This window comes from Mesorhizobium sp. P2_A12, from assembly GCF_056405075.1.
Genome location: NZ_JBFUCU010000013.1, coordinates 24,663 through 37,629 on the forward strand (window position 1 = coordinate 24,663; position 12,967 = coordinate 37,629).

Consider the following 12,967-nt stretch of genomic DNA (forward strand, 5'->3'; position numbering starts at 1 on the left):
CTCCTGTCTGCGCGCATGACCAGGATCGTGCGCAACGAAAGCTGTTTTGCGAACCGCTATTCGGCGGGCACATGTCTGGTGGCGACGGCGTGACCTGCCTTCTTGGCGCGGTACTCGCTGTAGGCGGCGATCAGCATGTCCTCGTCGCGATATTGCGGCACCCAGCCGAGCTGGCGCTCGGCCTTGGAGACATCGAGGACGCACTCTTCGTCGGCGATGAGATATTGCTCCGGATCCATGATCGGCATGTTCAAGAGGTCGAGCAAATCGAGCGTGCGCTTCACCGCCCAGCCCGGCGTCGGGATCAGGATCGATTTCGAACCGGCGTGCCTGATCAGGTCGCCGAGCAGTTTCTTGACCGGCGGTGGCTTGAGCGAGCCCAGATTATAGGCCTCATCAGGCACCCCGGCCTTCCAGGCGGCGCGCGCGCCCTCGGCGCAGTCGAACACCGAGATGAACTGGTAGGGATTTCTGCCCGAACCGATCATCGGCACCGGAAAACTCCAGTCGATCAGCTTGAACAGTTTTTCCAGAATGCCGAGCCGGCCGGGACCGATGATCAGGCGCGGGCGAAACAGCGAGATCGACATGCCACGCTTGCGCCATTCGGCGGCCAGTTCCTCGGTTTTCTGCTTCGACCAGCCATATTCGCCAAGCGGCGCGACTGGATGCTCCTCCGTCATCGGCTGGGTGACTGTGTGGCCGTAGATCATGTCGGTGGTATAATGGACGAGCTTGGATGCGCCGGCCTTGTCCATCGCCTGCATGATGTGCTCGGTGCCATGGAAATTGACCGGGAAGAAGAAATCATGCCGCTTGGCGCGAACCTGGATCGGCGACAGCATCTTGGCCGACAAATTGTAGACCATGTCGTCGGCCTTCAGCCCAACCGCGGCGACCGAGGCCGGATCGGTGACATCGCACTTGATAAAGCGGACATTGCGGTAATGCGGCAGGTCGCTCCTGACGATGTCGGCGACGACAACCTCTTCACCATCGGCGACAAGCTTCGGGGCAAGATGGCGACCGACGAAACCGTCGCCACCGAAAATCACATGTCTCATTGGATAGTCTCGCTGTGAATCTTGTCGGAGGAAAGCGAAGCCGTTTGCGCCTCATGCCCGCGCCCGCTTTGCGCGATCAGCACCGTGCCGACGCAAATGCAGGCGATGCCGGCGATGCGCCAGCCATTGAGGTCCTCGCGGAAGACGAAATAGGCGAAGATGGCAACAGCGACATAGGCGAGGCTGAGGAACGGATAGGCGAAGGAAAGCTCGACCTTGGACAGCACATAGAGGTGCGAGGCCATCGAGATGACGAAGGTGCACAGGCCAAGGAACACCCAGGGGCTGAAGACGATCTGCAACAGCTTGACCAGGGGATTGACGCCCTCGAACGAGATCGGCCCCAGCGACATCATACCTTGCTTCAGCATCAGCTGCGCAGCGGCATTGGTCATGACCGTAAAGAGAATGAAGACGATGTATTTCATGTGTTCCCAACCACCCCTTCACGCTTCCTATTACAAACCCGCAAATATTTCGTGAAGCCACGAAAATGTTTTGAGTGAATCGTCAATTTAACGATTTGATAACCAAGAATTACTCAAGTTTTATCTATTCCGCCGCCTCGACCGTACCGCGCCGCGTATCGAGTTTCCTTGCCGTCCGAGCCCAGAATGACGACATGAAGGCGGGATCGCGCAACGCTTCCAGCCGCTGCCATTCGGGAAAGGACGAAGCGAAGATGTCGGCGCCCATGCGGGCATCCTTATAGGGGTTGACCGCGCCGCCGGCCTCGACCGCGATGCGGTCGAGTTCCCGAAGCAGCGCAAGCGTTGCCGCTCCTCTGTTGGGGAAATCCAACGTCAGCGTATAGCCGGGACGCGGGAACGACAGCAGTGCCGGCGAGCGGATCGAGCCGAACCGCTTCAGCACCGTGAGGAACGACCCCTGCCCGCCCTGCCTTGCAGCCGCCAGCAGCGCCGGCACCGCTTCGCGCGCTGTCTCTTCCGGCATCACGCTCTGGTGCTGGAAAAGTCCCTTCGGTCCGTAAAGCCGGTTCCAGTCGCGTACGCCATCAAGCGGAAAGAAGAAGCCCTGGTATCCAACCTGGCGCGGCGCCGCGGACCGGCGCTTCGTCCACCGATAGACGGCGTTGAAGGCGGTCAGGAACGGCCGGTTAAGGACATTGAAAGGCGGCTGGACCGGCACCGATAGCGTGCCGCCGGCGCGCGCGGCGGCATGCGAGCCGTGCTCGGCGTGATTGCCCGTGAACAGCAGGCCGCGACCACTGTTGCGGCCGCTGGCCAACTGGTCGATCCAGGCGACCGCATATTCATTGGCCTGGTCGGCCGCCTCGGCCAGACCGAAAAATTCGCCGAGATCGCGAAACGGCGTCGCCCTCTCGACGATGTCGAGCGAAGGCACTCGCATCAGCCGGATCGAGGCCGACACGATGAGGCCGGTCAGCCCCATTCCGCCGATCGTCGCCCGAAACAGCCGCGCATTGTCGGTCGTCGAACAGTGACGGGTCTTTCCGTCGGACCTGAGCAGCGTCAAGGTCTCGACATGGCAGCCGAAGGTGCCGCGCCGATGATGGTTCTTGCCATGCACGTCATTGGCGATCGCGCCGCCGAGCGTGACGAATTGCGTGCCTGGAACAACCGCCGGGAAGAAGCCGTAAGGGGCAGCGTGTGCGATGATGTCGGACAGCAGCACGCCGGCATCGGCTTCAAGAAGGCCTGTCTCGGCATTGAAGGCGCGGATGGTGTTCAAAGACCGCATGTCGACGACCGTGCCGGCCTCGTTCTGGCAGGAATCGCCGTAGGAACGCCCGTTGCCATAGGCGAGCAGCGACGCCGGCTTGGGTTGGCCGCCCTTCAGCAAGGCAATGCCGTCATCTGCACCGATCGCTCGTGGCGCCGGCGGCGTGGCAAGACCAAAGCTCTGGAAGCGTTCGGCCATCCCCTACCAGCCCCCGATGACCAGCATCACCGCGCCGATCAGCACAACGATCTGGCTGCGCCAGTCGCGGATGATGAAGACGACCGGGTCGTCATGCATCTCGTCGCGGCGCGCCAGGATCCAGACGCGCATGGTGAGATAAAGCACGATCGGCGCCAGCGGCCAGATCAGCCACGGATGCGGATAAAGCTCGCGCACCGCGACGCTGTCCATGTAGAGCGCCAGAACCAGCGCCGAGGAGAAGGCCGAAGCCATGCCGGCCTGGGCGACGATCTCCTGGTCTTCGGTGCGATAGCCGCGGCCGGCAATGCGTTCGCCGGGCGGATTGGCGGTGGTGCGCAGTTCGACGAAGCGCTTCACCAGCGCCAGCGACAGGAAGAAGAAGATCGAGAAAGCGAGCAGCCAGAACGAGACGTCGACACCGGTCGCGGCCGCACCCGCCAGGACACGGATCGTGTAGAGGCCGGCAAGCGTCAGCACGTCGACAAGCAGCATGCGCTTGAACGACAGCGAATAGGCCGTCGTGACCACCATGTAGCCGCCAAGCACGGCCAGGAATTCGGGCGACAACAGCAACCCGGTGGCGAAGCCGATCGCCAGCAGCACCGCGATCGCGCCAAGGCCGAACGGGATCGACAGCGCACCACTGGCGAACGGCCGGTTGCGCTTGGTGGCGTGCTTGCGGTCGAGCGCAAGGTCGAAGAAATCGTTGAGGATGTAGATGGCCGAGGCCACGGCGCTGAACGAAACGAATGCCAGCAGGCATTCCCAGATCATGTCGGTGTTGAAATATTCATGCGACAGCACCATCGGCACGGCGATCAGCGAGTTTTTGAGCCACTGATGCACCCGCAACATCTTGACGACGGTCCGCAATGTCGGCTTCGGCGTCGGCATCGTCTCGGCGCCGTGGGCTGCCTGCCAGCGCGCGGCATGACGGTCGGGCGCTACGACGATTGCCGTACGCGCCGAGTCGAAGACCTGGAGGTCGTGTCGGCTGTTGCCGGCATAATCGAAGCCGCCGTCGCCATAGGCCGCGATCAGTGAGGCGCGCTTCTTGCCGGAGGTGAGATTGTCGAAACCGTCGGTGGCCAGCACCCGGTCGAAAATTCCGAGATGGGCAGCGATGGCATCGGCGAATTTGCGCGGCGTGCCCGTCGCCAGCACGATCTTACGGCCTTCGGCGTGCTCGGTCCGGAGACGGCAGAGCAACGCCTCGCGATAGGGCAGCGTTGCCGGATCGATGTCGATGCGCTGGGCGATCGCCTGCTTCAACCGGGCCGGCCCTCGGGCGGCCCAGAAAGGCACGAGGAAGATATAGAGCGGGTTCTTCTTGAGAAGGATGAACAGCCCTTCCCACAACAGGTCGGTAGCAATCAGCGTGCCGTCGAGATCGACCGCAAACGGTATTGCGTTCCTGTCCGACCGCGCATCCATAGCCCGTCCTGCCCTGCCACCGTATGATCCGGAAAACCGGAGCCTCGTTGCGCGCCGCGTTTCGGCGTCTTGAAGCTGGTATAGCCGGGAACGGCATAGCGAACGTTAAAACGCCCGGATGCAGGCGGTTGTCGCGGCGGTATTTCCAGCGTCATTGTTAAGCAAACGCTACCGCGAACAATAAAAGGCCGGGCAAATGCCCGGCCTTTTTTCGTCATGTCGCCGGAATTACTTGATGCGGGCAACGCCGCCCGAGATTTCGACGGTTTCCGAGCCAGTGAGGGCTTCGAGATCACCATTGGGCAAGGTGACGAAGCAACCGTTCGGGCAGAATTCAACGGTTTCGCCAGCGGCCAGCGCAAGGTCGGATTTGCTGCCGCCCTCCGTCACGATCAGCGTGCGGGTCTCGGCGTCCTTGTTGACCGCGCTGGCGGCATGGGTCGAGCCGATGGCAGCGGCCAAAGCGACGGCAGCGACGAGAGACTTCCACATGTTGCAATATCGGTGTTCCCACCGCCTCTGTTGCATTTCGCAAGGCATTTTCGCCTTTGCATGGGAGCTTATATGAGATGGAAGCTGAACCGCAACTGAATGCCGCATTCATGCCGCAATTGGCTTTGGCTGGTTGGGAGCGCGAGGGCCAGCTGACTGTCAGCACCCCCTAGTCGGGATCGGGCTTGCGCACCTTGCGTCCCGATTTGGCGAGCCGCTTCGCCTCGGCCGCGGCTTCCACCTTGGCCTGCTCCTGTTCAGCGAAGTCGGCCTCGATCTTGTCGTCGTCGGTCGGCCAGGCCTCTGGCTTGCGGACCTCGACGACAGCGCGTGGCGTCGAAGGAATCTCGATATGCTCGCCGTTGAATTTCTCGAGCACGGCAAAGCGGATGTCGTTCTGCGCGATATTGCCGTTCATCACATCGGCCAGGAACACGCGGATCTCGAATTCCAGTGCTGCCGCGCCGAAATTGGAAAACAGCACGAAGGGTTCCGGATTCTTCAGCACCATGGGGTGGCTGCGTGCGATGTCCAGCAGGATGGCGTGAACCTGTTTGACGTCGCTGCCATAGGCGACGCCGACCTTGATGTCGACGCGGCCAAGCTTGTTGCGATGCGTCCAGTTGCCGACGGCGTTGTTGATCAGGTTCGAATTGGGCAGGATCACCGACTGCCGCTGGAACGTCTCGATCTCGGTGGCGCGCACGCTGATCTTCTTGACGGTGCCGCTGACATCGCCGGCGACAATCCAGTCACCGACCTTGAATGGCCGCTCGGCCAAAAGGATCAGGCCGGAGACGAAATTGGACACCACATTCTGCAAGCCAAAGCCGATACCAAGGGAAAGCGCTCCTGCGACCAGCGCAAGACTGGACAGGTCGATGCCTGCAGCCGATATGCCGACCAGTGCCGCCAGCGCAACGCCGGCATAGCCGACCGCCAGCCGGATCGAATTGCGTACTCCGGTATCGACCTTGCCGCGCGCCATCACCGAGCCGTCGAGCCAGCCCTGGAACCAGCGCGTCAGGAAATAGCCGATGATGAAGACGACGATGCCGGAGAGGATGCCGACGACCGAAATCGTCACCGAGCCGATGGTGACTCCGGTTGCCAGCTTGTAGGCCCAGGCCTCGATGTCGCCGGGCTGGAAGCCCCACATCAACAGGATCAGCGGCAGGAACACCAGCACGATCATCAGGTTGATGGCGACGCTGACGGCGAGGCCGAGTTGATCGAGGGCGGCGTCATCGTAACTCGAATTGGCGGACAGCCAGCGCCCAACGGACGTGTCGGCGAAAGCGCCCTCCTCGCCGATCGCCCGCGCCGACAGGAAGCCGATATAGGAAGTGATGAGGATGGTGCCGGTGACCAACACTTGCACCGAGACAAAGATGGCAAGGCCAATATAGCCGAGCAAGGCCGCAGCGATGGTGAACAGACCGAGCGCGAGCGCCATGTAGCGCAGCCATGCCGGCCACGGCCGCCAGCTTCCATCACGCGCCCTGAACGGCCGCAGCATCGCCATCAGGATCAGGATCACGCCAAAGATGATCGTGGCGCCGAAACTCCGGGCGATGGTCAGCGACAGCGGCGAGCCCATCTTGTCGTTGACGATGGACAGGAAATAGTTGACGCCGATGACCACTGCCATGGCGGTTGTCAGCCGCACCAGCCAGCGCGCCGGGCCGGTTTCGACGGGAATGAGCCGCCAGTTCGGTAGCCGCGGCTCGAGCGCCGCATTGGTCAGCCGGTTGACGCCGAACACCACAGCGATGACAGCCGCCAGCGCGTTCAGGAAGACCCCGATGTCGCCGCGCAACACATTGTAATAGTTAAATAAGAACACCGTGGAGGCCAGGAATACGCTGACCGCCAGTGACGGCAGCAAAGTCGACCAGAACGCCACCGACAGACGGCTGAGATAGGACGGTTCCTCGACCGTCGGGTCGGCTTCGAAGACCCGCCCGAACAGCCGCCTGCCCCCGACCAGCAGCACCAGCGCAAGTCCGAGCGCCACGAAGGTCGCTGCCAGGATGGCCTTGAACTTGAACTTGAAAGCGAAGATCAGCCAGGACGACACCGCCTTGTACAGGTTGGCGTATTCGTCATGGGCGTCGGAGAAGACCTCAGGGCTCAGGGCATCGGACAGCACGTAGCGCTTGGTCAAAAGGTTGCGGAACAGCGCGCTGCGCATGTTGCCGATCTTGTCGACCAGCCCGCTGATGCGGATCGACAGGTTCTGCGCGCTGGCGACGACTGCGTTGATCTCGGCCTTTTCCGACGCCAACGCCTGGCGTTCGCCTGTCACTATGTCGGGCTCCTGCGGCTGCCCCGCCGCGGGTGGCGGGCCCAGCACCTCGATCCGATTGTTGATGTCGGTGAGGCGCGAACGAAACGCCAGCGCACTGGTAAGTGCCGCACGCGACACGTCCTCCAGTTGCAGACGAATATCGACAAGTGAGGCATCGTCCTCACCGTCCTGCTGTATTTTCTTCTCGAGGTCGTCAGTCTTGGCCGTCAGGCCCTGGATGACTTTCTGCTGATCGGTGATCAATCCGGCAGCGCCCTGACCGAGCGCTTGCGCCATCGCGTCAAACGAAGGCGGCGCCGAGACGACAAGCGCTAGGATCAAAATGAGGCGAAGCAACCGGAAAAGCATGATTTGTTGGCGACTCACGAGCGGCAAAGGCATCTAAAAAGCCTGTCATTGATAAAGACGGCCATATCATGGGGCAAGCCGTCGCATCCGATCGCTCGACTCATCCGATCGCGGGCGTCGGCCAGTCGAAAGGCGATGGCGCAATATTGGCTTTGCGGATGCGGCCTGCTCTATAGTCTGCCGCATCGCCCGAACCGGATGACAATGATGGCAGAGTACTCGGCCTTTTCGCTGCTTGCGAACGCGCTCAAGGGAAACAAGGACTGGAAGCCGGCCTGGCGCAAGCCGGATCCGAAGGCGTCCTATGATGTCATCATCATCGGCGGCGGCGGCCACGGGCTGGCAACGGCCTACTATCTCGCCAAGGAACATGGCATCACCAATGTCGCGGTGCTGGAAAAGGGGTGGCTCGGCTCCGGCAATGTCGGCCGCAACACGACGGCCGTGCGCTCGAATTATCTGCTGCCCGCCAACACCCGCTTCTACGAGCATTCGATGAAGATGTGGGAGAACCTGTCGCACGACCTCAATTACAATGTCATGTTCTCCCAGCGCGGCTGCCTGAACCTGGCCCACACGCCGGCCCAGTTCGACGATTATGCACGGCGCGGCAACGCCATGCGCCATCTCGGCGTCGATGCTGAATTGATGACGCCAGCGCAGATCAAACGCCTGATCCCGGCGCTCGATATCTCCGACAGCGCACGCTTCCCGGTGGTCGGCGGCCTGATGCAGCGGCGCGCCGGCACCGCCCGCCACGATGCGGTGGCCTGGGGCTATGCGCGTGGCGCCGACCGGCGCGGCGTCGACATCATCGAGAATTGCGAGGTCACCGGCTTCCTGCGCGACGGCGACCGCGTCACCGGCGTCACGACTTCGCGCGGCGACATCCGCGCCAGGAAGGTGGCCGTAGCGGTCGCCGGCAGCACCGGGCGCGTCATGCAGTTGGCCGGCGTCGCGACGATGCCGATCGAAAGCCACGTGCTGCAGGCCTTCGTCACCGAATCGCTAAAACCCTTCATCGACACCGTGGTCACCTTCGGCATGGGCCATTTCTACATGTCGCAGTCGGACAAGGGCGGCCTCATCTATGGCGGCGACATCGACGGCTACAATAGCTATGCCCAGCGCGGCAACCTGCCCATCGTCGACGAGGTGATGAGCGAGATGCTGGCGCTGTTTCCGGGCCTTGCCCGCGTGCGCATGCTGCGCTCCTGGGGCGGCGTCTGCGACATGTCGATGGACGGCTCGCCGATCATCACCACCGGCCCCCTGCCCGGCATGTATCTCAACTGCGGCTGGTGTTATGGCGGCTTCAAGGCGACGCCGGCCTCGGGCTGGTGCTTTGCCTGGACCATCGCAAAGGATCAGCCGCACGACTTCAACACCCCCTTCACGCTCGACCGCTTCCACCGCGGCCTGGTGATCGACGACAAGGGCCAGGGTGCAAACCCGCGGCTGCATTAGGTAAGGTCCCATGTTGATCACCTGTCCATATTGCGGCCCGCGCGACGTCGTCGAATTTACCTATCAAGGTGACGGCAACCGCGAGCGTCCCGAGCCCGCCTCGCAGAATTTCGAGGCATGGAACGCCTATGTCTACGACCGGCTGAACCCGGCCGGTGACCACAACGAAATCTGGCAGCATTCCGGCGGTTGCCGCGCGCATCTGAGGGTCGTGCGCAACACGCTGACACATGAGATTTTGAGCGTCGCCTTCATGCGCGGCGCTCACACCTCGACCGCGCGCCGCAAGGCGGAGGACAAGTCATGAGCCCGCGCCGCACCGACACCGGCGGCCGCATAGACCGGCTGAAAACCGTCCGCTTCACCTTCGACGGAGCGGCCTATACCGGCCATGCCGGCGACACGCTGGCGTCGGCGCTGCTGGCCAGGGGCGTCACCCTTTACGGGCGTTCATTCAAATATCACCGCCCGCGCGGCCTGCTCACCGCAGGCGTCGAGGAGCCCAACGCGCTGGTGACGGTGCTGAAGGGCGAGGTTCGCGAGCCCAACATTCCGGCGACCATGGTCGAGATCCATGACGGGCTGGTCGTCATCAGCCAGAACCGCTTTCCCTCGCTTGCCTGGGACGTCAACGCCGTCAACCAGCTTGGCGGCAAGATCCTGTCGGCCGGCTTCTACTACAAGACCTTCATGGGGCCGGTGATCGGTCCGCTCAAGGGCACGCGCTTCTGGATGTTCTGCGAACATTTCATCCGCCGCGCCGCCGGTCTTGGCAGCGCCGGATCGGCGAAGGACCCGGCCCGCTACGAGCGCATGAACGCCTTTTGCGACGTGCTGGTGGTCGGCTCCGGTCCGGCCGGGCTGATGGCCGCCAAGGCCGCTGCCGATCAGGGCGCCCGCGTCATGCTGGCTGATCTCGAGCCGCGTTTCGGCGGCGCTGCCAACTGGTCAGGCGAAACCATCGATGGCGCACCGGCCGCCGACTGGGCCCGCCGCACCGTCGCCCAGCTCGAAGGCCGCGACAATGTCCGGCTTTTGCCGCGCACCACGGTCTGGGGCTATTACGACAACAACACCCTTGCCGCGCTCGAACGGGTCAGCGACCACAAGGAGCAGCCCGGCAAGGGCGAGCCGCGCCATCGTTATTGGGCGATCCGCGCCCGCTCCGTGGTGCTCGCCACCGGCGCATTCGAACGGCCGCTGGTATTCCCGGGCAATGACAGGCCGGGCGTGATGCTGGCGCATGCCGCCGAGCGCTACGCCAACGAGTTCGGCGTGCTGCCGGGCGAACGGATCGCGCTGTTCACCAACAACGACAGCGCCTACCGAGCGGCCGTCGCCCTGAAGAAGGCGGGTGCGGCGGTCGTTGCCATCGTCGACGTCCGGCCAGAGCCTTCAGCCGAAATGCGCAAGCTGGCCACGGAGGCCGAGGCCGAGATCTTCGCCGGTCATGCCGTCGTCGCCACAGAGGGCGGCAAGGCGCTGACCGGCCTCAAGCTGCAACGCTTCGACATGGCCAACGGCTCGCTCACCGGCGACGCCCGCAGCATCCATGCCGATTGCCTGCTGATGTCGGGCGGCTGGTCGCCGACCATCCATCTGGCCAGCCAGGCCGGCGCCAAGGCGGAATGGAACGCCGCGCGGCAGGCCTTCCTGCCGCCGAAGCCGACGCAGCAAGGGCCAACTCAGCATTGGATCGGCGCCGGCGCCTTCACCGGCAGTTTTTCCACCACTGAAGCCATCGCCGAAGGCCGCGCCGCTGGCCTTGCCGCGGCCGGCGGAACCAGCACGCCGGCGGCGTTGCCCACTGTCGAAGCCGTTCCTGGCGACCCCGATCCGGCGCCGGTGTTCGAGATCAGGGCCAAAGGCAAGAGTTTTGTCGATTTCCAGCACGACGTGACTGCGGAGGATGTGCGGCTGGCACACCGCGAAGGCTTTGTCTCGGTCGAGCACCTGAAGCGCTACACCACGCTCGGCATGGCGACCGACCAGGGCAAGAGCTCCAATGTTCCGGGCCTTGCCATCATGGCCGAGGCGCTGGGCAAGCCGATCCCCGAGGTCGGCACGACACGCTTCCGCCCGCCCTTTGCGCCGGTATCGATCGGCTCGCTGGCGGCAGAGCGCTTCGGTGACCTGAAACCCGAGCGGCTGACGCCGATGCATGACTGGCATCTCGCCAATGGCGCGACGATGTATTCGGCCGGCCTGTGGTACCGTCCGATGATCTACGGCCATGCCGGAGAGACGGTCGAGCAGGCCTATGTGCGCGAAGCCAAGGCGACGCGCGAAAGCGCCGGCATCGTCGATGTCTCGACACTGGGCAAGATCGCCGTGCAAGGGCCCGACGCCGCCGCATTCCTCGACCGCGTCTACAGCAACATGTTTTCGACGCTGGCCGTCGGCAAGGCGCGCTACGGGCTGATGCTGCGCGAGGACGGCCTAGCCTTCGACGACGGCACCACCTGGCGGCTGGGCGAGCAGGATTTCCTGATGACCACGACGACGGCCAACGCCGGCAAGGTGATGCAGCATCTGGAATATTTCCTCGACGTGATCTGGCCGGAGCTCAAGGTGCACGTCACCTCGGTGACCGACGAATGGGCGGGCGCCGCGATCGGCGGACCGAAGGCCAGGCAGATCCTCGCTGCTTGCGTCACCGGCACATCGGTCGACAATGCTACCTTGCCCTTCATGGGCATCGTGCGCGGCGAGATATCGGGTGTCCCGGTGATGATTTGCCGGCTCTCCTTCTCCGGTGAAATGGCCTTCGAGGTCTATTCCGGTGCCGGCCATGGCACCCATGTCTGGGAGGCGCTGATCGAGGCCGGCAAGCCGTTCGGGCTGGTCACCTACGGGCTTGAGGCACTGGGCACGATGCGCATCGAAAAGGGCCATGTCACCGGCGCCGAGATCGACGGCCGCACCACGGCCCGCGACCTGCACCTCGACTGGATGCTGTCGAAGAAAAAGCCGTTCATCGGCTCGGCGATGATGGACCGCGAGGGCCTGATCGCGTCTGACCGCCTGGAACTCGTCGGCCTGATCGCGCTCGACAACCGGCCACTCAATGGCGGCGCGCACATTGTCGAGCAACTCGATGAGGCCAATCCGCACGGCTCGATCGGCCACATCACCGCCTGCTGCTATTCGCCGGCGCTCGGCAGACACATTGCGCTGGCGCTGGTCAAGGGCGGCAAGGCAAGGCACGGCACGCGCGCGAATGTCTCCGATCCGTTGCGCAACCGATTCGGGCCGGTCGAGATCGTCTCCAACCACTTCTTTGATCCTGACGGGAGCCGCATGCATGGTTGAGCGTCAATCACCGCTCGAGCCGGAGTTTCACGTTGGCTCGCATGGCAATTTCGAACATGGCGTCGAGATCATCCTGACCGAGACCGGGCCCGGTTCGATCGTGCAGCTGGCAGCCTGGCCGGGCGAGGAGAAGAAGCTGATCGCCGCCATTCGCACCGTTACCGGGCTTGCGCTACCCGATGGCGCAGGCGGCGGCCTGAGCGACGGCGTGAAGTCGGTCTTCGGCTTCGCGCCGGGAAAGTTCACCGTTGCCGATGAAGCCGAAGGTCTGGCCGGCCCCTTTGCCAAGGTGGTCACCCCGGCCATCGGCACGGTGACCGACCTGTCGCATGGCCGCACCGCCATTCGCATTGCCGGGCCGAAGGCCGAATGGGTGCTGGCGAAGTTCTTCGCCATCGACTTCGCACTGCCGGCCTTTCCGGTCGGCGCCGGCCGCTCGACCGCCCATCACGATGTCTTCGCCCAGATCCAGCGCACCGGCTCCGACCAGTTCGACATCTATGTCTTTCGCTCGTTCGCGCGCTCGTTCTGGAAGGCGCTCTGCCATGCCAGCGAGGAAGTCGGCTACGAGGTGCAGTAGGCGGCGCGGCCGGATAGCCGCAACGCCTCTGCTTCTGGCATCAAGGCCAGCCGG

Annotated in this window: 10 protein-coding genes; 4 read left to right on the forward strand and 6 right to left on the reverse strand. The window is 63.5% G+C overall.

The features are described from left to right. Positions 1-56: 56 nt before the first annotated feature. From AC1DZU_RS24995 to AC1DZU_RS25020, 6 genes are all read right to left on the reverse strand, one after another. Positions 57-1,064 carry an NAD-dependent epimerase/dehydratase family protein gene (locus AC1DZU_RS24995; protein WP_477289285.1) on the reverse strand — a complete coding sequence of 336 codons (1,008 nt, stop codon included), beginning with the start codon at positions 1,062-1,064 and terminating at the stop codon, positions 57-59. Beyond that, a complete protein-coding gene (locus AC1DZU_RS25000) occupies positions 1,061-1,492 on the reverse strand; it encodes an EamA family transporter (RefSeq protein WP_095087322.1) in 432 nt (143 codons plus the stop codon). Before AC1DZU_RS25000 ends, AC1DZU_RS24995 begins: the two co-directional genes overlap by 4 nt. 124 nt (positions 1,493-1,616) lie before the next feature. Continuing rightward, a complete protein-coding gene (locus tag AC1DZU_RS25005) occupies positions 1,617-2,966 on the reverse strand; it encodes an FAD-binding oxidoreductase (RefSeq protein ID WP_477289287.1) in 1,350 nt (449 codons plus the stop codon). Between the two features lie 3 nt (positions 2,967-2,969). Beyond that, entirely contained in the window at positions 2,970-4,403 is a 1,434-nt protein-coding gene (locus AC1DZU_RS25010) for a UbiA family prenyltransferase (protein ID WP_477289289.1), read from the reverse strand. A gap of 228 nt (positions 4,404-4,631) precedes the next feature. Next, on the reverse strand, positions 4,632-4,895 hold the full coding sequence (locus tag AC1DZU_RS25015; RefSeq protein WP_167392187.1) for a hypothetical protein: 264 nt from the start codon (positions 4,893-4,895) through the stop codon (positions 4,632-4,634). A gap of 169 nt (positions 4,896-5,064) precedes the next feature. Continuing rightward, complete coding sequence (locus tag AC1DZU_RS25020) at positions 5,065-7,554, reverse strand: mechanosensitive ion channel family protein (protein ID WP_477289291.1); 2,490 nt, start codon at positions 7,552-7,554, stop codon at positions 5,065-5,067. A gap of 207 nt (positions 7,555-7,761) precedes the next feature. Here AC1DZU_RS25020 and AC1DZU_RS25025 point away from each other — a divergent pair, with 207 nt between their 5' ends. Genes AC1DZU_RS25025 through AC1DZU_RS25040 form a run of 4 tightly spaced genes read left to right on the forward strand, consistent with a single transcriptional unit; the run spans position 7,762 to position 12,913 of the window. Further along, the gene (locus AC1DZU_RS25025) at positions 7,762-9,021 is read left to right on the forward strand and encodes a sarcosine oxidase subunit beta (protein WP_477289293.1); all 1,260 of its coding nucleotides are present in this window, start codon (positions 7,762-7,764) and stop codon (positions 9,019-9,021) included. A 10-nt stretch (positions 9,022-9,031) separates the two neighbouring features. Further along, positions 9,032-9,328, forward strand: coding sequence for a sarcosine oxidase subunit delta (locus AC1DZU_RS25030; RefSeq protein ID WP_477289295.1), 297 nt, complete (start codon positions 9,032-9,034; stop codon positions 9,326-9,328). Then, positions 9,325-12,333, forward strand: coding sequence for a sarcosine oxidase subunit alpha (locus tag AC1DZU_RS25035; RefSeq protein ID WP_477289297.1), 3,009 nt, complete (start codon positions 9,325-9,327; stop codon positions 12,331-12,333). The genes AC1DZU_RS25030 and AC1DZU_RS25035 overlap by 4 nt, the downstream gene beginning before the upstream one ends. Further along, positions 12,326-12,913 (forward strand): sarcosine oxidase subunit gamma, encoded by a 588-nt coding sequence (locus tag AC1DZU_RS25040; protein ID WP_477289299.1) that lies wholly within the window; start codon positions 12,326-12,328, stop codon positions 12,911-12,913. Before AC1DZU_RS25035 ends, AC1DZU_RS25040 begins: the two co-directional genes overlap by 8 nt. Positions 12,914-12,967: the final 54 nt, after the last annotated feature.